This window comes from Collinsella aerofaciens, from assembly GCF_020709435.1.
Taxonomy (GTDB): domain Bacteria; phylum Actinomycetota; class Coriobacteriia; order Coriobacteriales; family Coriobacteriaceae; genus Collinsella; species Collinsella aerofaciens_AU.
Genome location: NZ_JAJFDP010000003.1, coordinates 77,490 through 102,361, shown reverse-complemented (window position 1 = coordinate 102,361; position 24,872 = coordinate 77,490). Strand labels below are relative to the sequence as shown.

Sequence of the window (24,872 nt, the reverse complement as noted above, 5' to 3'; positions counted from 1 at the left end):
GGCGCTTTTCCCTGCTACCATGGTGCGAACAACAACGCGAATGACAGGCAGGGATATGAAGCTCACTATAGAATCGATGACATACGGCGCCGACGGGCTGGCGCACGCCGACAACGGCAAGGCCGTCTTTGTGCAGGGTGCCGTGGCAGGCGACACCGTCGAGGCCGAGGTCGTACAGGACGGCAAGTCGTTCATGCGAGCCCGCACCACCGAGATTCTGGAGCCAAGCCCCGATCGCATTCAGCCTCCCTGCCCCTTCGTGGGCATCTGCGGCGGCTGCTCGTGGGGCAATCTCTCACGCACGGCACAGCTCGCCGCCAAGGAGCAAAACCTGCGCTCCACGCTCGAGCGCATCGGCAAGTTCGCTCCTGAGCAGGTCGATGAGTTGGTACAGCCCATCTGCCACACCAAGGACGACTGGGGCTACCGCAATAAAATCGAGCTCGAACCGACCGTCGTCAACGGTCGCGTGCGCCTTGGCATGCACGGTGTCGACCCCAGCAAAATCGTGACCGTCGATACGTGCCCGCTGTTCGATAAGCGCTTCCCGAAGGCGCTCAAATCGGTCGTCGGCGCGCTCAACTATCTGAGCGGCAGCCACGACCTGGGCCTCGAGCGCGTGGGCATTCGCGCCTCGCGCCGCACCAAGGCGCTCGAGGTCGCTCTCTGGACGCCTACGGGCTCCTTCCCGCGCTCGCAGGTCTCCCGCGTTCTGGCAGACGCCGCTCATCCCACGAGCATCGTGCGCGTGATGAGCAAGGGCGAAAAGAAGGCCCGCCGTGTCTGCAAGGTCGAAATGCTCGCCGGAGAGGGCTCATGGACCGAGAATATCGCCGAGGGTCAGATGCGCCTGTCCGCCCCATCGTTTTTCCAAGTCAACACCAAGGGTGCCGAGATTTTGATCGAGCTTGTCATGGAAGCGCTCGACCCGCAGGAAGACGAGCTTGCCGTGGACCTGTACTGCGGTGCCGGCACCTTTACCCTGCCGCTCGCCCGCCGCTGCGACTTTGTCGCTGCCGTCGAGGCCTACGGCCCCGCCGTGCGCGATCTACGCCGTAACCTGGAAATCAACAAGCTTGATAACGTCGACGTCATTGGCGGAGACGCGGTGCGCGAGTTCCCCGACCAGGACGCCGATGTCCTGGTAGTCGATCCGCCGCGCGCAGGATTGGCGCCCGAGGCCATCGACCTCATCGCGAGTACGAGTGCCCGAGATGTTGCCTACGTGAGCTGCGACCCGGCAACTTTGGCCCGCGACCTCAAACGCTTTGTCGAGGAGGGCACCTTCTCTCCCATCAAGATCACGCCGGTCGACCTATTCCCGCAAACCTTCCACTGCGAAACCGTCGTCCACCTCAAGCGCAACTAGACACATGATCATTGCTCAGAAAAATCATTGGGAAATCGAGCGTGGCAAGCGGAGGTCTTCGGGGTATAAGACGGCTAATTGTATGCCGCCTATGAAAGGAACCCCCATGCCCAGCGTTGCCGTTCTCGCCGCCGATGGCTTTGAAACTATTGAATGCTTGACCATGGTCGATGTCATGCGTCGCGGCGGCGTGCGCGCCACGCTCGTCTCGATCATGCCCACGCGTGAGGTCGTAAGCTCGCTGCAGATCCCCGTGACCTGCGATGCGCTCTTTGATGAGATCGACTTTGACGAGTACGACTGCGTCGTGCTACCCGGCGGCCTACCCGGTGCTACCAACCTGCGCGCCGATCAGCGCGTCTGCGACGTGGTCCGCGAGTTCGCCGCAACCAAGCACGTCGCCGCCATCTGCGCCGCCCCGTTTATCCTGGGCGAGCTCGACCTGCTCGAGGGGCGCCACGCCACGTGCTTCCCTGGCTTTGAGAAAAGCTTCCCCGAAGGCGCCTATACCGGCGAGAAGGTCACGCAAGACGGCAACATCATCACCGCCAGCGGCATGGCCCAGTCGCTCCCCTTTGCGCTTGAGCTGCTGCGCACGCTCGCCGGCGACAAGGCCGTCGATAAGGTCGCCGAGGGCATTCAGCTATGATTTTGGCTTCGCAATCACCGCGCCGCATCGAGTTGATGCGCGAGGCGGGCTATGACATTCGCATCATTCCTGCCGATATCGACGAAACGCCGTTTGATGGCGAGGCCCCGCTTACGCTCGTTGAACGCTTAGCACGCGCCAAAGCCGCCGCCGTTGCCGCCGAACATGCCGAGCCCAATGAGCTGACGGTCGCGGCCGACACCATCGTCACCTTTGACGGCAAGATTCTGGGCAAGCCGGCAACCGAGGACGAGGCGCGCACCATGCTCCGTGAGCTTTCGGGCCGCACGCACCAGGTCGCAACCGGCGTCTGCATCGTTAAGGCAGGCGACACGGCCGCCCCGCATGCCGCCGAGAGCCTGTCCTTTGTCGATGTGACCGACGTGACGTTCTACGAGCTCACCGACGAGCAGATCGAGCACTACGTCGCCTCGGGTGAGCCCATGGACAAGGCCGGCGCCTACGGCATTCAGGGCACAGGAGGACGCATGCTCGTGCACGATATTTCGGGCGACTTCTATAACGTGGTGGGCCTACCCATCGCCCGCGTCGCGCGCGCGATTCAAAAACTCTCGTAATTGCATCTGGCGCTGGGTATCCCCCGGCGCCTACAATTTTGGCGTACCGTACGGATCCCGACCGGGCACAAGGCGCGGCGGAAAACCGATAGGAGTTAAACATGGATACACTGCTCGAGGCCATTGACGTCTGCGATGTCGATGGCTTTTGCTATGGCAACTATACGGACGAGGAGGCCGGCACCGGTTGCACCGTAATCGTGGCACCCGAGGGCGCCACCGGCGGCGTTGACGTTCGCGGCGGTGCTCCCGCATCGCGCGAAACCGACCTGCTGCGACCCGAGAACACTGTCGACAAGGTCCACGCCGTCTGCCTTTCGGGTGGATCGGCCTTTGGCCTCGAGGCTGCAAGCGGCGTCGCTCGCGAGCTTGAGAGCCGCGGCATCGGCCTTCCCGTCGGCCCCACGCAGGTGCCTATCGTGTGCTCGAGCTGTATCTTCGACCTCGCCTTTGGTAACCCCACCGTTCGCCCCGACATTGAGGCCGGCATCGCCGCCGTGCGCGAAGCACTCGACAACACCCCCACCAAGCTCGAACAGGGCAACGTAGGCGCCGGCACGGGCGCCACGGTAGGTAAGCTCATGGGCCCCGCTACCTGTATGAAGGCCGGCCTTGGCGCTGCCGCCGTGGCGCTCGGTCCCGTTAAGGTAGGCGCCGTGGTCTCGGTCAACGCCTGCGGCAACGTGGTCGACCCCTTCACCGGCGAGTGGGTCGCCGGCATGCGCGCCGCCGCCGATAGCGACCAGATCGTCGACATGGAACTCGCAGCCTTTGCCGCCGCCGGATCCATGCAGATGCCGCTCGACCGCACCAACACCACCATCAGCTGCATCGTCACCAACGTGGAACTCACTAAGGCACAAACCACCAAGGTCTCCCAGATGGCCGCAGACGCCTACGCACACGCCATCCGTCCCACGCACACCACCAACGACGGCGACACTATCTACACCCTCGCCAGCGGCAAACTGGGCGCCCAGGCAAGCGCCGCCGTTCCCCTAGACCTGCTGGGCATGCTCGCCGTAAGGGCCCTACAGACCGCCATCGTAAACGGAGCCAAAACCGCCAAAACCTCCCACGGCATCCCCGGCGCCGCGAAGTAACCCTACTCGACCGTCGGTCGGAGGCGGGCGGGCATTACGTTTGCTGCTCTACAGTCCTATGCAAGACGAAGGCCACATTAAGTGGCCTTCTTTGCATGCGGAACTCGCGACAAACGTAATGCCCGCCCGCCTCCGACCGACTACCAACTTAATTCTTTTCAGCCCAGGCCCCTGTGTACCGCGCGTCGAAGATCTTCAAATTCAAATAAACTGACAATCGATTCTTATAGCAGAGGCCCCTTGGCCTTTAGTTTGATACAAGTTCCGCACGAGCCGGAAAGCACTTAATGTGCTTTCCGTGCGAGCAGGACTGTTCGCAGTAGCAAACTAAAGGCCAAGGGGCCCAGTCAACCTATCAGCAGCGATTACTCAGCAGCTAGTTGAATTTGAAGATCTTTGAGGCAAGACGGTATAGGCCGAGTGTGGTTTTGTCTCCGGCCCGTCCGCGCAGATTGGTAAAGAAGCCCACCACGCCGTAGCGAGCGCGACGATACATGCGCTCGTCATAGGCCTTCAGATCACTCCACAGCGTCTTCAGGCGCTCATCGGCGCATTCTTCCTCGGAAAGCTTGGTGAGCACCGAGCAGATTGCCATCATCATGGTGAAATAGCCCATCATGTAGGAGCGCAGGCGCGAAGACTCGACATCCTGGTACAGGTGAAACGACTCCATCATGATGCGCGTAACGCGGAACTGCTGGTCCAGACGCTTGACCATCGTAGCCTCGTTGACGCTCTGGCCCTCGCGGCCAATGAAGTAGCGGTAGAGCTCGATGTCGGCATAGTACATGGTCTTGCAGCGCGGCAGGGGCACGTAGGCGTAGATGTTATCCACGTAGAAGGTGTGCGGCGGCATAGGCAGGTTGGACTCGCGCAGCACGTCCGTGCGATAGCACAGGCTGTGCATAAGCAGATTCTGGTCCAGACGGAAGTGCCCGATCTGATCCCAGGTGAATATCTTTTTGCGCGGCAGGGCAAACTTGTAGCCAATAGCGGTATGCGTGCCCTCGTAGACCTTCTCGTACACGTAGTTGGAGATAAACAGGTCGACGCGTTGGTCGCGCTCCTCAAAGCCACGCAGGATCGACAGCATGGTCGAAAGGGCCGCGCCGTCGAGCCAGTCATCCGAATCGACGACCTTGTAGTACGTACCCTGTGCCTCGCGCAGGCCCGAAAGAACGGCGATACCGTGGCCGCCGTTCTCCTGGTGCACCGCGCGGATGATACCGGGATAACGGGCCTCCCACTCGTCGGCCTTGGCGGCCGTCTCGTCCTTGGAGCCATCGTCCACCACGATAATCTCGATATCGGTGGCGTAATTGCTCCCCTCCAGAATGGAGGTGATGCAATGGTCCATGTCCTTGGCGGCGTTATACGAAGGAATACCGAATGTTATGACTTTATGCATGGCAGGCGATAATCTCATCCGAAAGATCGAGGGCGGAATTGGTCACGGCGTCCATGTCGTAGTAGCGATACTCAGCGAGACGACCCACCGGATGGAAGTTCGTCAGGTTCTGGACGCGCTCAAGATAGCGCTCGTAGAGTTCACGGTTCTCCGGCTCAAGAATGGCGTAGTACGGCGTCTCGCCCGAACCAGGCGTATAGGCCTTGGAGTACTCCTTCATGATGGTGGTCTTGCCGGGCAAGACCTGACCGGTCATGTTCTTGAACTCGGTAATGCGCGTGTAGTCCTCGCTCGTGGTGTAGTTGACGGTGCCAACGGGCTGGAACTGATCCATATCGAGCGTCTCGAACTTCATGTCGAGCGTACGGTACGGCAGGGCACCCAGGTCGAGGTTGAACAGCTCATCGAGCGGACCAGTGTAGACGATCTCGCCGCCATAGACCTTGCCGTCAATCTTGACGGTCGTCTCGTCGATCTCAAAGAGGTCGCGAGCATCCACATCGCAGAATACGTCGATCAGATCGTGATCGAGCATATGCTCGAACAGCGCGGTATAGCCGTCCTGCGGCATGCCCTGGAAGGGAGCTTGCGGGAAGTAACGGTCGTCATCGCCCACAAAGACGGGAACGCGGCCAGTGATCGAGGGATCGATCTGGTCGGGCGTCTGACCCCACTGCTTCATGGTGTAATGCAAAAAGACGTTCTCGTAGACATAGTCGGCAACCTCGGCGAGATCCGGGTCGTTCTTCTTGCGCAGCTCCATAATGGGAACCTTGACATCCTTGCCAAAGGTCTCCACGAGCTTTTGATACAGCTCCTCGCCGCGCTCATCGCCAAAAGCAAGTTTGAGGCTCGCGTGGTTGAAGGGCACGGGCATAAGGGTACCGTTGATGTTGGCGAGCACCTTGTGCTGATAATCCGTCCACTTGGTAAAGCGCGACAGGAAATTGTGCACGCGCTCGTTAAAGGTGTGATAGATATGCGGACCGTACTCGTGGATCAGGATTCCGGCCTCGTCAGTGCAGTCATAGGCATTGCCCGCAATGTGGCTACGGCGCTCCAAAACGGCAACACGATAGCCGATGGTCTCGGCAAGACGGCGGGCGCAAACGGCACCGGCATATCCAGCACCGACGACAATCATGTCGTACGCGCCGGCGTTAAAGCCTTCAGGCAGGCCTGAGGTAATCTGCATCGATACTCCTTGTCAAAAGCCACGGGCTCGTTAGCTGGGCTTTTCTCGAACATTCTTCGAGACACATTTATCAGAGCGATTATAGCGCTAATGCGTCCTATAATGAGCTTGCCACACAAGGAAAGCTCAAGCACCGCGGCGTACATAATTGAAAGGTAAACCCGCTAGTAGCGGGTTTATTCGTGAACAGCCGGGCGCCTGGAGCTTAGTGAAACGCTTGTAAGGAGTAACATGAGCGATTTCCTTAACCGTATGAAGTCTGCCGCCAAGGCCGACCTTAAGACGATCGTCCTGCCCGAGGGCGAGGACCCGCGCACCATCGTCGCGGCGAACAAGATCATCGAGGAGGGCCTGGCCAACATCGTCATCCTGGGCAACCCCGATGACATCAACGTTCCCGGCGCCACCGTCATCGACCCGCGCAACGCCGAGAAGCACGAGGAGTACGCGCAGAAGTTTGCCGAGCTCCGCGCCAAGAAGGGCGTCACCATCGAGCAGGCTCGCGCCCAGGTGATGGACGCCACCTACTTTGGCACCATGATGGTCAAGATGGGCGATGCCGACGGCCTGGTCTCCGGCGCCTGCCACTCCACCGCCGACACCCTGCGCCCTGCGCTGCAGATCCTCAAGACCGCCCCGGGAACCAAGCTGGTCTCGGCCTTCTTTGTGATGTGCACCGACACCCCGCAGTTCGGCACCGACGGTACGCTGATCTTCGCCGACTGCGGCCTCAACATCAACCCATCCTCTGACGAGCTCTCCGAGATCGCCATCGCCTCGGCCCACTCCTGGTCCACCTTCATGGGCAACGTTGAGCCGCACGTGGCCATGCTCTCCTACTCCACCATGGGCTCCGCCGGTGGCGAGGTCGCCAAGAAGGTCCAGGAGGCCGTGAAGTTCTGCAAGGAGAAGGCTCCCGAGCTCGCCATCGACGGCGACCTGCAGCTCGATGCCGCTATCGTCCCCACCGTCGCCCAGCTCAAGGCTCCCGGCTCCTCCGTCGCCGGTAAGGCCAACGTGCTTGTGTTCCCCGACCTCGAGGCTGGCAACATCGGCTACAAGCTGGTCCAGCGCTTCGCTGGCGCTGACGCCTACGGCCCCATCCTGCAGGGCATCGCCAAGCCGGTCAACGACCTGTCGCGCGGCTGCTCTGCCGACGACATCGTGGGTGTCGTGGCCATCACCGCCGTCCAGGCTCAGATGGCTGAGTAGCGCACGCACTCGCCCGAAGGCCGTACGGGCTAACCCCTGAAAACGTCCTCGACCAATGAAACGCCCCCGTTCTGCTCCTTCGGAGCTACGAACGGGGGCGTTTCTGGTGCGGAATGTTTTCAGGGGTTAGCCCGTACGGCCTTCTACCGCTACGTAGCAATTAGGGCATCTGGAGTGGACGGCGGCTTGGCTACGAGCTGAGGCTGAAGATCTGAATGGTTGGATGCCGTTGCTGGGAGCGCAGGCGTTGCTGATGATGATCTCTTTGGGACTGGAATTTTCACCTGCTAGCAAAAAGGCCTCCGGAGCTGTTGCTCTGGAGGCCTTTCGTTTACTTGCAAATGCGTGCGTTAGTTGTTCTTGGTCAGACGCTCGACGTCGTGGGCGATCATGTATTCCTCGTCGGTGGGGATGACCATGACCGTGACGGAAGAGCCGGCGGCACTAATGACCTGCGGGCCGTTGCCCACGGCCTCGCGGTTCTTGTTGTTGTCGATGCGCACGCCCAGCCACTCAAAGCAGTCGCAGAAGGCCTTGCGGATTGACCAGTCGTTCTCGCCGATGCCAGCGGTAAAGGTGATGGTATCCACGCCCGCCATAGAAGCAATCATGGAGCCGGCCTGCTGCATAGCCTTGTAGGCGAACATATCGAAGGCGAGCAGGCAGCGCTCGTCGCCCTCGGAGGCGCGCGTTCGGATGTCGCGGGCGTCGTTGGAGATGCCCGAGATGGCAAGCAGACCGGACTGCTTGTTCATCATGTCGTCGACTTCCTGGTAGCTGTAGCCGCCCTCGCGCTGCAGGTAGCACACGGTAGCCGGGTCAATGGAACCGCAGCGGGTACCCATCATCAGACCGTCAAGCGGCGTGAGGCCCATCGTGGTGTCGCGGCAAACGCCGTCCTCGATGGCGGCGAGCGAAGCACCGTTGCCCAGATGGCATGAAAGCAGACGGTGGCAACGCGAGCCCAGGATCTCCTTGGCCATCATCCACTCGTAACGGTGGCTCGTACCGTGCGCGCCATACTTGCGCACATGGTACTTGTCGCACACGTCCTTGGGCAGCGCGTAGGTGTAGGCGACCTCGGGCATGGTCATGTGGAACGAGGTGTCGAAGACGGCCACGTTGGGCAGTTCCGGATACTTCTCGCGGCAATATTCGATTGCCGCAGCCTCGCCGTAATTGTGCAGCGGGGCGAGCGGGGCCACCTCAAGGATCTTAGCCATGACCTCATCGTCGACGACCGCGGAATCATCGAAGTGCCAGCCACCCTGAACGATACGGTGGCCGATGCCATCGATCGTAAAGTCGGTCTTCTCGAGCTCCTCGAGCACGCGCGCAATGGCGCTGCGATGATCGGGAAAAGGAATCTCCTCGGTCTGCTTGGCACCACCGTTCTCGGAGTGGCCAAAGATGCCCATGTCCGATCCGATACGCTCGCAGTTGCCCTTGGCGAAAACCTCGCGGGTATCGGTATCCAAAAGCTGATATTTGAGGCTTGAGCTGCCGGCGTTGACAACAAGTACGTTCATGAGACTCCTTTGCAGTGCAATACGGTCGACGCAGACCCCTTAAGGCGGCCGCATGTTAATAAGAAGTTATCATAACTTAATAAATAGCTATCAGGCATATCGCCCAACGAGCACAAAAGAAGGGCCGAACGGCACTCGGTCGTCCAGCCCCTCCCCTCTTACAATTACTTGCCGTTGACGATGCGCTCGACGTCGGAAGCGATCATGAACTCCTCGTCCGTGGGAATGACGAAAATCTTGACCTTGGAATCCTTGGCAGACAGGCACCAAGCGCCGTCACCACGCAGGGCGTTGCGCGCATGATCCATCTTGACGCCCATAAAGGCCAGACGGTCGGCAACGCCGGCGCGAACAGCCGGAGCGTGCTCGCCGATGCCGGCGGTAAAGACCAGGGTGTCCATGCCGCACATGGAAGTGGCCATCTCGGCAGCCTTGGCGGCAATCTTGTAGACGAACATATCGAAGGCGAGCTGAGCCTCGGGGTCACCGGCAGCGGCGAGCTCCTCGACGTTGCGGCAGTCGTTGGTCTTGCCGCCGGTCACAGCCAAAAGGCCGGACTTCTTGTTCATCATCTCATCGACCTCGTCGAAGGTGTAGCCGCCTTCGCGCTGCAGGTAGCACACGGTAGCCGGGTCGATGGAGCCGCAACGGGTGCCCATCATGACGCCGTCGAGCGGGGTGAGGCCCATGGTGGTGTCCATGCACTTGCCGTCCTCGATGGCGCACAGGGAAGCGCCGGAGCCGATATGGCACACGACGACCTTGCGAGCCTCGCCGTTGGTCATCTCGGCGACCTTCTTGGAGATGTAACGGTAGCTGGTGCCGTGGGCGCCGTACTTACGGATGTGCAGCTTGTCGCAGACGTCCTTGGGCAGGGCGTAAGTCTTGGCGACCTCGGGCATGTTGAAGTGGAAAGCGGTGTCGTAGACCGTGACGTTGGGCAGGTCGGGATACTGCTCCAGGCAGTACTCGATAACGTTGGCCTCGGGGTTGTTGTGCAGCGGCGCCAGCGGAGCGACCTCGCGGATCTTGGCGAGGACGTCCTCGTCGACGAGGGAGGAATCGCCGAAGTACCAGCCACCCTGAACGATACGGTGACCAATGCCCTCGATCTTGACGCCGTTGGCCTCGAGGTCCTTCAGAACGACCTCGATGGCGACCTTGTGGTCGGGGAACTCGATGTTCTCGGTCACCTTCTTGGAACCGTTGGCAGCGTGGGTGAAGGTACCGCCGGTAAAGCAGACGCGCTCGCAGGAGCCCTTTGCGGACACCTTGTGGGACTTGGTATCGATGACCTGATACTTAAGGGTCGAAGATCCTGCGTTGACGACCAGAACGTTCATGTGTCTCCCTACTAACAGGCGGTGTGGCACCGCCAGGTTACATACGCTTCAATAATAAACCCAAACGCCCTCGCGCTCGGGTTTGTTGCGTTGATATATAAGTTATCGGTGCCTAAATACTCATGGCCTTTGACTTGTAAGACGAAATAGCGCGGGGATATACACCAGGGAAGAAATCCCGAGCGCAACAAGCAATACGACTCGAATGCCCGCAACGCTACTCAGCACAGAGTTGAGCAGATAGAAAAGAACAGCACCCACCGCCACCATCTGGCTTTGAACCGAAATCAGTGAACAGCGCATCGATGAATCGACAGCATTTTGAAAAATTGAGTATTTAATTGGAGCAAATAACGAGTAGGCGACCGTCTGCAACACATAGAACACGGGCAGCAAATAGACCGGAGTAAAGGGAATCAAAAATAGAGCAGTCAGGGAAAGGCGCACGATGCCGCAAATACGCGCAAAACGGCCCTTGTCGACATGAGCAATCACACTGGGCACAATAAGCCCCATGGAGGCCGAGGCAAGGAGCTGGACCGCAATGATCACACCCGAAGCGACGGCATTCATTCCGCGACCCGCAAGCAACAGTGAGAAAAAGTCTTCCAGGGCGACAAAAGCAAATGCTTGAGAACAGTCCATGATGAACGCTGACCGAAGAATGCCATTACCCGCAATAGCAGCACCGATCATCTTCGGGCTAATTCCATACTCAGGTGTCACCGCGGTGCCCTCTCTTCTCACCTCAGGAATACAGACAACGACAACCAATGTCAGCACCATTGCGATGATATCGACCGAAAGCCCAATGAGATACGCGCCAGCGGACGAAATGAAACCGCCCACACAAGCGGAGAGGGCATAAGACACATAGAAGATGAATCGCTCAACGACATTAAGTCTTACGAGCTGGTCCTGAGAGACGCTGTCAATGTAAATCGCTTCTATGGATCCGCTCATACATGCAACGGCAAAACCTTTGAGAGCAAACGCGCCGATTAAAAGCAGAGGAGAACGGACGAGAAGCAGGGCGACATAGTATCCAAGCATCCCCACGACGCCAACGAGACCACTTGTCTTTCGTCCAAACCTATCGGCAATATAGCCAGTGGGAACTTCAAGGATGAACTTGCTCACTTGATATGCAATCATCATGCTAGAAATCGCCACCATCGAGAATCCGACGAATTCAAGGTAAACCGTCAGAAAATACAAAATGGTGCTGAAGTTCGACAGAAAAACAAACGTCATATAAAGCAAAATCGTACGATCGTTCATGCTCCGCCCTCCAAGAGCCAATAACCCAAACCGAAATCTTGGAAAAGCATGAGGGCAGAGCCGTCAGTCATGTGTTACAAGGCGTCAACATTCACTTGACGCCACGAGGCCAAATGACCTCACGAAGCAAGGTGACGCAATAGGTGAAGAAATACCGTCTGGTGTCGATCGGTCCAGACATTTTGTCGATAGCAAAAGTAGATGGGCAAGGCTACGTCATGCGAGCCTTCAATGGAGCACTCGCTCACTTCCAGTCCATCTGATGCGAGAGAAGAGCCAGAAAAACTCAATATCAATCCCCCGGCCTGAAGAAACTCAGCCTGTGCCCTGTTTCCGTATTCGACATCGCGAAAGCGGAAATTAACCAGCTGAGCTTCGGGGCATTGATTGATTGCATTGAGACAGGGCGACAAATTAATGGGAACAGCTAACCTGCCGCCCAGTAACTCACGAACGGTCATAGCGCCCACAGATTGATGACCCGCTGGGCAAGAAAGAACCTTGAGCTCCTTTTCACCCAAGTATTTCGAAGAAAGGACACTGTCCCTTGGCTCCTCAAATGAGATGGCCGCATCCGAAATGCCAAGCACAAGTGATTCAAAGCATGTGGCCGTTGGCTGATGCCAAACATCAAGGTGAATCTGGGGGTGCGAGCTTTCAAACGAGTCGTACCAGTTTTCGGCAAAAAGACGCCCCCGCCCGTGAAGACAGGGGGCGTAAAGACGGAAGTGGCCGTCGGGCGAAACGCCACCGTTCCCCGATTGAGCGTACTTTTTGAGATCGTCGACTTGTGCCAGGATCACGCGTGCACGACGCGCAAATTCTCTGCCCGCCGGAGACAAAACAGCCTCCCCCGCCGATCGGTCGAGCAAAACAATCTGATACTCAGATTCCAACTTTTTGATTGCCGACGAAACGGCCTGTGGGCTCACGTGAACGGCGCGAGCCGCTTTGCGCACGCCGCCGTAGTTCGCTACCGCTTGAAGGTATTCGAGTTGAGAAAGCTGCATAGGTTACTCCAAAGGCAGCCAAGGCGACGGGCTGTGCGTCCTCAGATGAGGTTCTCGCCCAGGTTCTTGCCGCCGAGGACGTGCATGTGGAAGTGCATGACGGTCTGGCCGGCATTGACGCCCTTGCTGGAGATGACGCGGAAACCGTCCTCCAGGCCCTTGGCCTTAGCGACCTCTTGGATGGCGTGGGCCATGGCGCCCATGGTCTCGGCAGGCACGTTGTCGGCGATGTCGCTGTAGTGCTTCTTGGGGATCACGAGCGTGTGGACCGGCGCCTGGGGGTTGAGGTCGTCGAAGGCGATGACCTGGTCGTCCTCATAGACAACGGTCGAAGGGATCTCGTGGTTGGCAATTTTGCAGAAGATGCAATCACACATGGTAGGTTCCTTTCTCACAGACCAAGGTAATTATATTTGGTCGAGATGGTTAGAACGAGAGACTGTCGTCGGTGTTGGCGGCCTCGCCGTCAGCGAGCACGTCGTTGCCGTCGACGTCCTTCAGAAGCACCGAGACCTTCTGCTCGGCATCGGACAGACGGGTGCGCAGGCTCTTGAGGAGCTCGACGCCGCGGGTATAGCTCTCGAGCGACTCCTCAAGCTCCATATCGCCCGACTCCAAGCTGCGGATGATGAGCTCCAGCTCCTGCGAAGCCTGCTTGTACGTAAGCTGCTCGACCGGGGTCTTCTCTGCCATATCTGTTTCCTTTCCTAAAGGTTTATCGCTGTGAAACGCGGCCTATTCGACCGTATTGACCGTTGCCGCAACGTTGCCGTCTGCCATGCGCACGCGGATGGCGTCGCCGGGCTTAAAGGTCTTGGCGCTCGTAGCCACACCGTCATCGCTGTATACGATGGAATAGCCGCGAGCAAGCACCTTAAGCGGCGACAGGGCATCGAGCGACGCAGCAGCTCGGCCCAGGTCGGACGCGGGTTTGCTGAGCATCGTACGTCCCTGATGCTCCAGACGGGAACTCGCAAGCGTGAGCGCATGGCGCTTGCCATCGAGTCCCGAGGTGCTTGCAGCCAGACGCTCGGGCAGGCGTTCAAAGCTGGATCGGAAAGCCCCGACCGAGCGCGTTATGGCACCGGACAAACGATCGGCCGTCAAGGCAAGCTCTGACTCACGACGCTCGACCATAAACGTCGGATCGTTGAGACACGGGCGGCATGCGGCCGCATCGAGCGCGTCGCCCAAGCGAGCCGTATAGGTATCCCAGGAACGACGGCCACGCTGATCGAGCATCTCCAGGTCGACCTGGGCCGACCCAATCATCGATGCCATCGCGGCACCCAGACGCTGATGGCGCGCCTCGAGCACATCGGCCAACTCCGTCATGGCCGGCGCCACCGATTCGGCCGCCGCCGTGGGCGTGGAGGCGCGGCGGTCGCTCACCATGTCGCAAATCGAGGTATCGGGCTCATGGCCAATGCCGGTCACCACGGGCACAGGGCAAGCCGCCACCGCGCGGGCAAGCTCCTCGTCGTTAAAGGTCATGAGGTCCTCGAAGGAACCGCCACCACGCACGAGCAAAATACAGTCGGGCGCCGGCGTAATGGCAGCGGCGCGGCGCAAGCCTTCAATAAGCTCTGCCGGCGCACCCTCGCCCTGGACCTTTGCGCCCACGCAGACGAGCTCGACGAGCGGGTTGCGTCGGCGCAGCGTACGCTTGACGTCGTCGATTACCGCACCGGAAAGCGAGGTGACAACCGCCACGCGTGAGCAGAACACCGGGATGCGGCGTTTGCGCGCTTCGTCCATCAGGCCCTCGCGGCGTAGCTTTTCGGCCAGTTGCGCCACTTGTTGACGCAGCAGACCCTCCCCCGCCAGCGAAAACGAGCGAGCGACAAAGCTCATACGACCCGTGGGCTTATAGAGGTTGAAGCTGCCCTTAAAGCTCACCTGCATGCCGTCACGCAGATCGAAGGTACGCTTGAGATAGGCGCCCTTCCAAATGATGCAGTCGACGGCGGCCGAGTCGTCCTTAATCTGGAAGTAGCAGTGGCCGCTTCGGGCGTTGGGACCACGGAAACCCGTGACCTCGCCCAGAACGCTCAGCTGCGGAATGGCATCGAGCGCACCGGCAGCGATTTCTACCGCCTGGCTCACGCTGAGCTCCTTGCGCTCCTGCTCATCCGAACCGTCAATCTCGGCGGAAACGGCATTGCCGGTTAGATTCCAGCCCGCCACGCAGCCTCCTTTCGTCATCGTGCACATGGACTCCGGCCCTGCGCAAATTTAAGTCCAACACATAGTACAGCGCCGCGGGGACACGAATCCCCGCGGCGCCCAGCGATCCAATTTGTTATCGGTTGGAGTTTCTGTTGTAGCGAGCCATAAGATAGAGCAGCTGAATAATCGAGGTGAGCGCAGCGGCAACATAGGTAAGCGCGGCGGCCGTCAGTACCTTCTTGGCACCGTTGACCTGCTTGGAACTCATACCCGACTGCTCGATGTACGCCACGGCGCGTCGGCTGGCGTCAATCTCGACAGGCAGCGTAACGAGTTGGAACAGTACACTAAACGAGAAGAAGATCAACGCGAGGGATGTGAGCCCGGCAATGTTCATAAACAGGCCCAAGAGCAACACGATGGTCCAGGTGTTCTGGGTAAAGTTGACGACCGGCACGAGGGCGGTACGTACTTTCATCATGGCATAGCCGCTTTGACGCTGGGCGGCATGGCCCGCCTCGTGGCAGGCGACGGCAACGCTTGCGACCGAACCGCCCGAACGGTTGGCATCCGACAGATACAGGTTGTTATCCTGCGGGTTGTAATGGTCGGTGAGCTCACCGGCGACACCCTTGATACCCACGGCATTGCAACCGTTGGCGTCAAGCATGCGGCGAGCAACCGTGGCGCCCGTGTCGCCGTCCGAGCGAACCTTGGACCAGGTCTTGTACGTCGAATTGATATAGCTCTGCGCAGCAAGGCCAAGCACTGTACAAACAAGAACAACCAGCAGGTACAGCGGGTCGATACCAAAGCCGTAACCATAGTAATAGGGCATGCGAATTCCTCCGAATCGAGTTACACGTTGGAGGCATTTTACCCACTCAGCCGGCTAGGCTTCCCTATAACAGTTCAATCTTTCCGTCCTTCACGGTGAGTCCCATATTGCCGGAGAGCAGATCGTCCAGGCGCGAGCCCACAAGCTCAAAGCGCCAGCCTTCGCGCAGGGGGCTCTGCTCGGGGTGGTCAATATAGTCGGCCAGGTCATCGCGCGAGGCAATGACCGAGGTCGCCACGCCCGAGCGCTCGGCAACCAGGCGGATGAGCGCGTACATGAGATCCGTCACGCTCTCCAGCTCCGGAGAGATCTGGCGATGCCCGCGCACCATGAGCGGCAGGCGATCGTGCGGGCAGCTTGCGCCGCGCTTGATGGCCATGAGCGCGCCGTCCACATCGCGCTCACCCAACTGATCGGTACCGCGAATGCTGCGGAACTCCTCAACGCGCACGGGATTGCGCTTAACGAGCGCAAGCAGCGTGTCGTCGGACATGACCCACTTGCGCGGGATGTTACGGCGCTCGGCGCGGTCCTCGCGCCAGGCGGCGAGCTCGCGCGCGATGCCCAACTGGTGACGGCTGCACGAATTGATGCGTTTGACCTTGCGGAACGCCTCGTGGCGATCGGCGCGATAGTGCGACTCGTCAGCCAGCGGGCGCAGCTCGTCGAGCACCCAGTCCACACGGCCCAGCTCGCGCAGGCGGCTCATCATCTCGGTATAGGCGACGATCAGGTACTTGACGTCATCGATCGCATACTCGATCTGTTTATCGGTCAGCGGGCGGCGCGACCAGTCGGTCAGCGACTCGGTCTTGGGCAGCGATACACCGCAGAACGTCTGAACAAGCGCGCCATACGAAATCTGCTGGCGCTCGCCCAAAAAGGCGGCGGCCACCTGCGTGTCAAAAATCGGACGCGGCAGCACGCCTACGGTATGGAGCATGACCTCCATATCCTGCGAGCACGCGTGAAAGACCTTGGTCACGCTCTCGTCGGCCATAAGCTCGGCCAGCGGCGATAGGTCGTCGATTACCAGGGGATCGACCGCTACGCTCTCGGCAGGGGTGGCAATCTGAACCAAACACAGACGCGGATGGAACGTGCGCTCGCGCAAAAACTCGGTATCGACGGCAATCGCGTCGAACTCGCGGGCGCGCTGGCAAAAGTCGAGCAGAGCCTGATGTGTGGAAATGTACATATCAACCCATCGAATAAGGTTAGGCCCGAAAAACACGGGTAGGATATCGGCATTGCCCTACAACTATACTCGGTTAGTCACAGAACGGGAACGTAAGTATGCGCTGCCTTATCATCCACAATCCGGCATCGGGTCCCAGCTCAGATGAAATCTACGCATTCACACACGCCCTTGCGCAGGGCGGCGACGAGGTCGTGATGCGTTTTATCGGCGATGGCATGGAGCCCGAGGACGCCGTGGCAGACGTGCGCGAATTCGATCGCGTGGTTGTCTCGGGCGGCGACGGCACCGTTTCCAACGTGCTCGACCAGATGCGCGGGTGCGGCGTCCCCACGCTCGTCTTCCCCTCCGGCACGGCTTGCCTGTTCTTCAACAACATCGGCAATGCCCCCGAGGCGGCGGCGCTCGCCAAGGCATGCCGCGCCGGCCGCACGGTCAAAGTCGACATGGGCGAGCTCTTTTGGCTCGACGAGAACGGCAACGAGAAGCGCCATGGCTTTATCATCATCGCTGGCTCAGGCTTCGACGCCGAGATCATGATGAAGGCCGCTCCCACCAAAAACGACATCGGCGAGATCGCCTACTTCCTCTCTGCGCTCGCCACGCCCAACCCCACGGTGGCGCACTTTACGATTGAGCACGACGGCATTGTCGAGGAGCTCGACGGCATCTGCTGCATGGCCGGCAATACCTCGGTCATCCAAAACGACATCAACCTGTTCCCCGACTGCCGCATGAACGATGGCATGGTCGACATTGCGGTCATCGAACCCGTGCGCACCGTGCAGCTGTTGCCTACTGTGATCACCGCTGCGCTTGACCCCGCCGGTAAGGTACTCGGGCGCCCGCAGTTCAAGATCATCCAGACCAAGGAAGCCGAGATTACCTGCACCCCGTCGCTGGGCATGCAGTTCGATGGCGAGATTATCTCCAGCAATTCGGGCGTCTTTGGAGCCCGCGCGCTTCCGCAATGCCTCGACCTCATCGTCGACGAATTCTCACCGCTTGGTAAATAGGAGGACCCCATGAACGACAATCCCCTGATCGGCTTTATCATCATCGTTTTGGCCATGCTCGTCGGCTATGCGATCAACGTGATCCACCGCCGGAAGAAGTAATTCCACATTGGTATGATATTCATCCAATTATCGTCTCCCCTGCTGTTTATGCATTTGCCAAACAGCGGGGGATTTTTCATTTCGGTATTTCCAGACGCTTTATCCAGATACAGTAATTGCAGGGCGTCTTTATTTGGCTAAAGCTACAGACTGAGTATAATTAACCGCTCATCGTATATTTCATTACGCTTATCGAGTAAGTATTTTTCATAGATGAATATTGTTTCCGATTCGTTACGCTAAGGGAGTGTCTTTATTGGCTGAAGCCCTCTGGCGACAGAGGGCTTTCGCACGCTGGGAGGGATTATGAGGAAAACTCACCCCGTCAACGCGCTCAAAAAGCTGGGCATAGGCCTCGCCTTTGGAGCTGCAACCATCATGTCCATGCCGACCTCTGCGCTCGCCTGCACGCAGATGTACATGGGCAAAGATCTAACGGCCGACGGCAACACGTACTATGGCCGTGCCGAGGACTTTGGCAAGCGCTATCTCAAGCACTATGGCATCGAACCCGCCCACGAAGCCGGCTTTACGTACAGCTCGAATGAGTCTGCTTTCGAATACACTTCGAATAAGCCTACATATCGCTACAGCTACGTACGTGACCATCCCTCCAATTGGGAGGGCCACACCGACGCCTACTCCGAAGCCGGTATCAACGAGAAGGGTGTCTCTTGCTCCGCTACGCTGAGCACCTCCTATAACGAGGATGCCAAAGCAGCAGACCCAATCGATGAGGCTACCGGCATCGGCGAGTACAGCTACGGCAGCGTCATCCTGGGCCAGAGCGCCAATGCCCGCGAGGGCGTCGAGCTCCTCGGCAGCCTGATCGACGAGCAGGGCACTTGCACTAACGACCAGATCATTATCGCCGACAACAACGAGACCTGGCTGTTCGCCACGCTTTCTGCCCATCAATGGATTGCCATGAAGCTGGCCGACGACGTCGCCTCACTCAACCCCAACATCGGCAGCCTCAACTACGATGTCGACCTGAACGATACTGAGAACTGCCTGCACTCCAAGGACATCGAGTCCATGCCCGTGGAGAAGGGTTTCGCCAAATACTCCGCTGACGGTAAATTCGATGTCGCCCAAACGTATGGCGAAAGCCTCGCCGATTCTGGCGTTAACCAATGGTCCCGCTATGTGCAAGGCCGCCATTATTTTGCTAGTCAGCTGACCGAAGGCACGGATTACGAAATTAAAACTATCACCGATAAGGATGGAAAACCCGTCCAAAAGGGAGCTATGGTCAGCGAAATCCAGCCTCTGTTCTTCAAGCCTGGCAAGTCTGGTTGGAGCACCTTTGAGCTGATTCGTGCCTTCGGCAACCGCGGAGAGAACGTCCCTGGTCTCAACGCGAACACTGATGGCGTTTATTGCATCGGCAGCGAGCGCAACACCGAGATCAATCTCTTCCAGATTCGTCGCGGGTATGATCCCGAAGTCGCTACCATCCAGTGGGAAATGCTCTCCCGTGCCGCGTACTCTGTCGCCATCCCGCTGTACTCCGCTCTGATAACTGAAGTTAGCCCCTACTTCAGCGATCAGACCGTCTCCTTCGACCACTGCAATGCGAAAGACGTCGTGTACAACGAGGAGCCCGAGAACTCCATTAACTACGTCCTCATGGACATCAGCTCGCTCTGCTTTGAGAACCCTGACACCCTTGGTACCAGTGTCCGCACCTACCTCGACGCGCTCCAGAACGAGCTCATCGAGCAGAACAAGGAAGTTGACGCCGCTATGCTGGCCGAGACGACCACCGAGGGTCGCACCGCTCTGGCCAACAAGGCAGGCAAGGCTGCCACCGAGAACACCTACAAGAAGTGCAAGGCCCTGCTCCAGGAGATGCGCGCTTATCAGAAGGCCGGAAACTTTGACGAGCGCTTCACCCCGAGCGACCTGAACACCGAGACCAAGGGCCTCAAGGAGTCCATCACCTACGCCAAGGACGCCCTTGCCACCGACCCGGTCACCCCGGATCAGCCCGGCACTCCCGAGCAGCCCGGTAAGCCCGAACAGCCCAGCACCCCCGAGCAGCCTGAGCAGCCCACTAAGCCCGAGCAGCCCGCTGTCAAGCCTGAGAAGCCTGGCAAGTCGGACAACACCACGACCACGGTAACCACCAACAAGACGAACACCAAGGGCGGCCTGCCCACCACTGGCGATCGTTTTGATGGCCGCATGGTGGCCGCATTCGCCATCGCTGGCGTTGCCGTCATCTCCGCAGGCGGTTATATCCTCTATCGCCGCAACAAGGAGTAATCCCTCACTGGTGCGGGCGGGATGGCACGGTTCGTCCCGCCTGCCTTTTTGACCAGTGGGAAACACCGCTGAAATCTTTTCAAAAAAGATTTCCCCGCAAACACTTTGCTGTGCTATAGTGCAGCGCAACAGCAATCAGGTGCTACTGCGCCACGGCATCACGAAAGGAGCCACCGATATGAAGAACACGATGAAGTCTCTCAACAACTGGTGGTGGCGTGATGCGAATACGATCGGTCGACGGTGAGTCCCTCACGCCTGTTTTTGCGCTCTAGGTGATTGGAAGGCCTCCGGTTTCGACCGGGGGCCTTTTTCTATCTCGAGCCCGATCGCATTCGCATCACGCGCCTCCGCTTTTCTCTTACACCCCCTTCCGAAAGGATTTTCACCATGTCCCAGAACACCACCGCCACCCAGCCCCGTACCGTCCAGACCGCCGACCGCGGCAAGCTCGATGTCCGCGCCCTTGTCCTGCTCGCCATCCTGCTTGCCGCCGGCTTCATCCTCAACTTCACTGTTGGCAAGGCCATCTCGGGCATCTCGGGCGGCATGATCAGCCCCGAGTTCATCATCTCGGCCTTCTGCCTCACTATCCTGGTCGTTCGCCCCAATATTGGCCAGGCGCTCGTCATCGGCCTCATCTCGGCCGCCGTGATTCAGATCACCACCACCTCGCCGTTCGTCGATTTTGCCGCCGAGGGCATCGCCGCTATGCTCATGGCCGCCATCGTCAACGCCGCTGGCAAGAACGGGCAGGTTAAGCCTGCCATCGCCATCGTCGCAACCTTCGTGACCACCTTTGTCTCGGGCGTTATCTTCATGGTTATCAAGATGGCTATGCTCGGCGTGGTGGGCGAGCTCGCTGCCGCTATGCTGCCCGTGGTCGCCATGACCGCCGTCTTTAACGCCATTCTGGTCGGTGCCCTCTACTTGCCCATCCAGAAGGCCCTTAGGCTCAACTAACCCGCTCGGCTTTACGAGCCACCCCATCTTGGCGTTCATTCGACGCTCGCGTACCCAAGTACGCTTCGCTCCTCTTTCGCGCCAACCTGGGGCCCCTCGTAAAGCCGTCTCCGTGCTTCACCACCAAAGACCGTCCCAAACAACGAGCTTTTTTGGGACGGTCTTAAACAACTGGTCATTTAAGACTGTCCCCAATGACTATGAAAGGTATCCATGGAAACGATCATCAACGTCGACGATGTCTCGTTCTCCTATGGCACGCAGACCGAGCAGGCGCTCAGCCACATCTCGCTCAGCGTGAACAAGGGAGATTTCATCGGCATCATCGGACCCTCGGGCGCCGGCAAGTCCACGCTTGCCGCCTGTCTGTCGGGTGCTGTGCCCCACCACTACACCGGCACGTTCTTCGGGTCCGTCATGGTTGACGGCCACGACACCTGCGAGGTCTCGCTGACCGACGTGTCGCAAATCGTCGGCAGTGTGCTGCAGGATATCGACACGCAGATGGTCGCCTCGGTCGTCGAGGACGAGATGCTCTTTGGCCTCGAGAACTTTGCCGTTCCCCACGACCAGATCGAGCAGCGCGTGAGCGAGACGCTCGAGACCGTCGGCATCAGCGACCTGCGCGACCGCGAGATCGCCACCCTCTCGGGCGGACAGAAGCAAAAGGTGGCCATCGCCGCCATCCTCGCCATGCGTCCGCGCGTCTTGGTTCTCGACGAGCCCACCGCGGCACTCGACCCCGCCAGCTCCACGCTGGTCTTCGAGACGCTGCGTGAGGCAAACCGCATACTTGGAATCACCATCGTCGTCGTTGAGCAAAAGGTCGCCCTGCTCTCGGAGTACTGCAACCGCGTGCTCGTGCTCAACCATGGCGAAATCGCACTGCAGGGCGAGCCGCACGAGGTCTTCGCACACACCGATGAGCTTCGCACCATTGGCGTCGACTGTCCCCGTGTCACACGCATCTTCAATAGCCTCGAGGCCGATGGCCTGGCAAGCGGCGCCCCTTGCTTGGATGTCGACGAAGCCGAGTGTCTGATTTCGGGTATCGTCGACCCCGCACACGCTGCCATCGAAGCCCAGGCGCCCGCCGGTTCCCCGCATGCACCGTCGTTGCGTCCTCATGCCAAGGATGCCGAACCCGTACTCACCTTCGACCATGTTGAGTTTGCCTATCCCAACGGCGGCGCCGCCGTACACGACCTTAACCTGACCCTCTACCCCGGTGAGCTCGTGGGCATCGTCGGTCAGAACGGTGCCGGCAAGACCACGCTCACCAAGCTGCTCACGGGCCTGCTCAAGCCCGCCTCGGGCAGCGTGCGCGTCACGGGACTGGATACTGCAACCGTTCCCACGAGCCGCATTGCCCGCGAGGTCGCGACCCTCTTCCAAAACCCCGACCGCCAGATCTGCAAGGATACCGTGCTCGACGAGGTCGCCTTTGGCTTGGAGCTTGCCGGCATCGACCGTGCCGAGGCTCTGCGTCGCGCCCAGCTGGTCATCGACCGCTTTGGTCTGCCCGCCGACGAGGCACCGTTCTCGCTTTCGCGTGGCCAGCGACAAATGGTGGCACTTGCCTCCGTCGTAGTGGTTGAGCCCAAGATCGTCGTGCTCGACGAGCCCACGAGCGGCCTTGACTACCGCGAGTGCATGACCGTCATGGAAACCGTGCGCACCATGGCCGAGCGCGGATGCGCCGTCATCATGGTCTGCCACGACATGGAAGTCGTCTCCGACTTTGCCGAGCGCATCGTAGTAATGGCCGACGGCCGCATCCTCGACCGCGGCCGCACGCACGAGCTGTTCTCGAACATCGATCTCATGCGGCGTGCCTACGTGGAGCCTCCCCAGGTTATTGAACTCTCGCGCCGTCTGGCATCTTCCGTCTCGCCCGCTTTTGCGCAGGTGAGCGAGGTCACCGATGTCGTTCGAATTACCAAGGAGATGGTCCACCGTGGTTAACGTCATCGACTACATGCCGGGCGATACGCTGCTGCATCGCCTGAACCCCGTCGTCAAACTGGGCCTCGCCGCCGCCATCATCGTCGGCATCTTCTTGTCCGACACCTACGTAGCGCTGCTGGGCTTTTTGGCACTCACCCTTGCACTGGGTGCCTATGCCGGCGTCGTCGATCGTCTGCTCTCGCTGCTCAAGTTGCTGATTCCGCTCGCGCTTATCATGCTGGTGCTCCAGCTAGCCTTTATGCGCGATGGCAACGTGGTGTGGAGCTTTATCACCGACACGGGCCTCATCACGGGATCGAAGGCCTGTCTGCGCCTGCTGGGCGTGGCGTTACCACTCATCCTCATGCTCATGGTGACCAAGCTCAACGACCTTGCCAACGCCTGCGTCGAGGTGCTGCACGTGCCGTATCGCTATGCCTTCACCTTTACCACGGCGCTGCGCTTCGTGCCGGTGTTTGGTCAGGAGATGAACGCCATCATGGAGGCGCAGACCGCACGCGGCGTCGAGTACGACACCAAGAACCCCATCAAGAAGCTCAAGCTCATGCTGCCACTGTGCGTGCCACTGCTCATCTCGAGCGTGGGCAAGACCGATGCCACCGCGCTTGCCGCCGAGCAGCGCGGCTTCTATCTGCGTACGCGCGCCAGCTCGTACAAGCGCTACCCCATCAAGGGCCTGGACATCGCCGTGCTCATCGTCAGTATCGCCCTCATCGCCATCGGCTTCCTGTTCTAGTTCACCACCGACAGCAACCGCCCAACGCAAAAGGCCTCGGCTCGCACCAAACGAGCCGAGGCCTTTACTGTTTCACCAGATAAAACCTACCAAAATTAACCTGTCCCTTTTTGGCGGGTCGGAAGCTAGAGGCGGTAGGGGGCGCCGCTGCGGATGATGGATTCGCGCACCAGGACATCCATGGCGTCGAGGGTGATCTCGGGCATCTCTCGGTACTTCTGCAGCACCGAGAGCTCGGTGCAGGCCAGAATGACGCGGTCGCAGCCGCTACGGGCGAACTCCCACATCACGCGGTCGAACTTATCCATATCGGGCTCACGTCCGGCCTTCACATCATCGTAGATAAGCGACATCACATCGTTCTGACGTTTCTCGCTGGGATAGACGACCTCAACACCCGCAGCCTTACATTCGCGGCCGTAGACGCCCGCGCCCACGGTTCCGTCGGTGCCCATGATGCCAATCTTGTGCACCGGCTCGGCCGGCATACTCAGGTTGGGGTCGAACTCGCACTCCCCCATCACCGCACCGGCCAGAGCATAGCGCACCGACTCACGCGGCATGTGGATAATCGGCACCTTCGTAAACGACTGGATCTGGTCGTAGAAGTAGTGCGACGTGTTGCAGGGAATGGCAATGTGCGCACAGCCCAGCGACTCGAGTGCCTGGGCACACTCTTTCATGGTCGCCAGCAGCTTGGCATGCTCGCCGGTCTTAATGGCCAACGTGCGGTCGGGCATGGTCGACTTGGAGAGCACCACCATGTCGATATGTTCCTGATCGCAGGCAGCAGCCGTATGACGCACCACCTGGTCGTAGTAATACGACGTGGCCTCGGCGCCCATGCCGCCGATAACTCCCAGCTTTTCCATCGCCGCCTCCTTGGTGACGCTTGCGCAATTGCGCGTATCATACCCGCGCCCGCCCGATGCAA

The 24,872-nt window shown here is 59.4% G+C and carries 22 protein-coding genes; 10 read left to right on the top strand and 12 right to left on the bottom strand.

Going from position 1 to position 24,872, the window contains the following annotated elements; all coding sequences use genetic code 11:
- The first annotated feature begins 40 nt into the window (after window positions 1-40).
- The 4 genes from rlmD to LK493_RS03260 all read left to right on the top strand — a co-directional run bounded on the left by rlmD (window position 41) and on the right by LK493_RS03260 (window position 3,699).
- Window positions 41-1,369 (top strand): 23S rRNA (uracil(1939)-C(5))-methyltransferase RlmD, encoded by a 1,329-nt coding sequence (gene rlmD, locus LK493_RS03275; protein ID WP_227790111.1) that lies wholly within the window; start codon window positions 41-43, stop codon window positions 1,367-1,369.
- A gap of 106 nt (window positions 1,370-1,475) precedes the next feature.
- On the top strand, window positions 1,476-2,018 hold the full coding sequence (locus LK493_RS03270) for a DJ-1 family glyoxalase III (RefSeq protein WP_138374490.1): 543 nt from the start codon (window positions 1,476-1,478) through the stop codon (window positions 2,016-2,018).
- Window positions 2,015-2,596 (top strand): Maf family protein, encoded by a 582-nt coding sequence (locus LK493_RS03265; protein ID WP_117635392.1) that lies wholly within the window; start codon window positions 2,015-2,017, stop codon window positions 2,594-2,596. The genes LK493_RS03270 and LK493_RS03265 overlap by 4 nt, the downstream gene beginning before the upstream one ends.
- Before the next feature lie 101 nt (window positions 2,597-2,697).
- Window positions 2,698-3,699 (top strand): P1 family peptidase, encoded by a 1,002-nt coding sequence (locus LK493_RS03260; RefSeq protein WP_227790110.1) that lies wholly within the window; start codon window positions 2,698-2,700, stop codon window positions 3,697-3,699.
- A 376-nt stretch (window positions 3,700-4,075) separates the two neighbouring features.
- On the opposite strand, the gene LK493_RS03255 is transcribed toward LK493_RS03260, so the two are convergent.
- Window positions 4,076-5,107 (bottom strand): glycosyltransferase family 2 protein, encoded by a 1,032-nt coding sequence (locus LK493_RS03255; RefSeq protein ID WP_227790109.1) that lies wholly within the window; start codon window positions 5,105-5,107, stop codon window positions 4,076-4,078.
- Complete coding sequence (glf, locus tag LK493_RS03250) at window positions 5,100-6,302, bottom strand: UDP-galactopyranose mutase (protein WP_022094097.1); 1,203 nt, start codon at window positions 6,300-6,302, stop codon at window positions 5,100-5,102. Before glf ends, LK493_RS03255 begins: the two co-directional genes overlap by 8 nt.
- Before the next feature lie 231 nt (window positions 6,303-6,533).
- On the opposite strand from glf, the gene pta reads away from it, so the two are divergent.
- The gene (gene pta / locus LK493_RS03245; protein ID WP_195535875.1) at window positions 6,534-7,514 is read left to right on the top strand and encodes a phosphate acetyltransferase; all 981 of its coding nucleotides are present in this window, start codon (window positions 6,534-6,536) and stop codon (window positions 7,512-7,514) included.
- 350 nt (window positions 7,515-7,864) lie between these two features.
- Here the strand turns inward: pta and LK493_RS03240 are convergent, their stop codons facing one another.
- The 9 genes from LK493_RS03240 to rnd form a co-directional block, all read right to left on the bottom strand.
- Window positions 7,865-9,043, bottom strand: coding sequence for an acetate/propionate family kinase (locus LK493_RS03240; protein ID WP_227790108.1), 1,179 nt, complete (start codon window positions 9,041-9,043; stop codon window positions 7,865-7,867).
- A 164-nt stretch (window positions 9,044-9,207) separates the two neighbouring features.
- The gene (locus tag LK493_RS03235; RefSeq protein WP_006234305.1) at window positions 9,208-10,386 is read right to left on the bottom strand and encodes an acetate/propionate family kinase; all 1,179 of its coding nucleotides are present in this window, start codon (window positions 10,384-10,386) and stop codon (window positions 9,208-9,210) included.
- Between the two features lie 120 nt (window positions 10,387-10,506).
- Window positions 10,507-11,667 (bottom strand): MFS transporter, encoded by a 1,161-nt coding sequence (locus tag LK493_RS03230; RefSeq protein ID WP_196025612.1) that lies wholly within the window; start codon window positions 11,665-11,667, stop codon window positions 10,507-10,509.
- Between the two features lie 119 nt (window positions 11,668-11,786).
- On the bottom strand, window positions 11,787-12,677 hold the full coding sequence (locus tag LK493_RS03225) for a LysR family transcriptional regulator (RefSeq protein WP_196025611.1): 891 nt from the start codon (window positions 12,675-12,677) through the stop codon (window positions 11,787-11,789).
- Between the two features lie 41 nt (window positions 12,678-12,718).
- Window positions 12,719-13,054 (bottom strand): histidine triad nucleotide-binding protein, encoded by a 336-nt coding sequence (locus tag LK493_RS03220; protein WP_227790107.1) that lies wholly within the window; start codon window positions 13,052-13,054, stop codon window positions 12,719-12,721.
- Between the two features lie 49 nt (window positions 13,055-13,103).
- Window positions 13,104-13,370: an exodeoxyribonuclease VII small subunit gene (gene xseB / locus LK493_RS03215; RefSeq protein WP_117773930.1), complete on the bottom strand. Its 267-nt coding sequence runs from the start codon at window positions 13,368-13,370 to the stop codon at window positions 13,104-13,106.
- Between the two features lie 42 nt (window positions 13,371-13,412).
- Window positions 13,413-14,864: an exodeoxyribonuclease VII large subunit gene (gene xseA, locus LK493_RS03210; protein ID WP_408583388.1), complete on the bottom strand. Its 1,452-nt coding sequence runs from the start codon at window positions 14,862-14,864 to the stop codon at window positions 13,413-13,415.
- A 115-nt stretch (window positions 14,865-14,979) separates the two neighbouring features.
- Window positions 14,980-15,684 (bottom strand): zinc metallopeptidase, encoded by a 705-nt coding sequence (locus LK493_RS03205; protein ID WP_227790106.1) that lies wholly within the window; start codon window positions 15,682-15,684, stop codon window positions 14,980-14,982.
- 64 nt (window positions 15,685-15,748) lie between these two features.
- The gene (gene rnd, locus LK493_RS03200; RefSeq protein WP_227790105.1) at window positions 15,749-16,882 is read right to left on the bottom strand and encodes a ribonuclease D; all 1,134 of its coding nucleotides are present in this window, start codon (window positions 16,880-16,882) and stop codon (window positions 15,749-15,751) included.
- A gap of 98 nt (window positions 16,883-16,980) precedes the next feature.
- On the opposite strand from rnd, the gene LK493_RS03195 reads away from it, so the two are divergent.
- From LK493_RS03195 to LK493_RS03175, 5 genes are all read left to right on the top strand, one after another.
- Complete coding sequence (locus LK493_RS03195; RefSeq protein ID WP_227790104.1) at window positions 16,981-17,898, top strand: diacylglycerol/lipid kinase family protein; 918 nt, start codon at window positions 16,981-16,983, stop codon at window positions 17,896-17,898.
- A gap of 408 nt (window positions 17,899-18,306) precedes the next feature.
- Window positions 18,307-20,271 carry a C69 family dipeptidase gene (locus LK493_RS03190; protein ID WP_148345576.1) on the top strand — a complete coding sequence of 655 codons (1,965 nt, stop codon included), beginning with the start codon at window positions 18,307-18,309 and terminating at the stop codon, window positions 20,269-20,271.
- A gap of 390 nt (window positions 20,272-20,661) precedes the next feature.
- Window positions 20,662-21,234, top strand: a complete 573-nt coding sequence (locus LK493_RS03185; RefSeq protein ID WP_227790103.1) for a hypothetical protein — start codon at window positions 20,662-20,664, stop codon at window positions 21,232-21,234.
- 213 nt (window positions 21,235-21,447) lie between these two features.
- Window positions 21,448-23,199 carry an ABC transporter ATP-binding protein gene (locus tag LK493_RS03180; protein WP_227790102.1) on the top strand — a complete coding sequence of 584 codons (1,752 nt, stop codon included), beginning with the start codon at window positions 21,448-21,450 and terminating at the stop codon, window positions 23,197-23,199.
- Window positions 23,192-23,938, top strand: coding sequence for an energy-coupling factor transporter transmembrane component T family protein (locus LK493_RS03175; protein ID WP_227790101.1), 747 nt, complete (start codon window positions 23,192-23,194; stop codon window positions 23,936-23,938). Before LK493_RS03180 ends, LK493_RS03175 begins: the two co-directional genes overlap by 8 nt.
- Window positions 23,939-24,063: 125 nt before the next feature.
- Here the strand turns inward: LK493_RS03175 and LK493_RS03170 are convergent, their stop codons facing one another.
- Window positions 24,064-24,810 (bottom strand): aspartate/glutamate racemase family protein, encoded by a 747-nt coding sequence (locus LK493_RS03170; protein ID WP_040358337.1) that lies wholly within the window; start codon window positions 24,808-24,810, stop codon window positions 24,064-24,066.
- Between the last annotated feature and the right edge of the window lie 62 nt (window positions 24,811-24,872).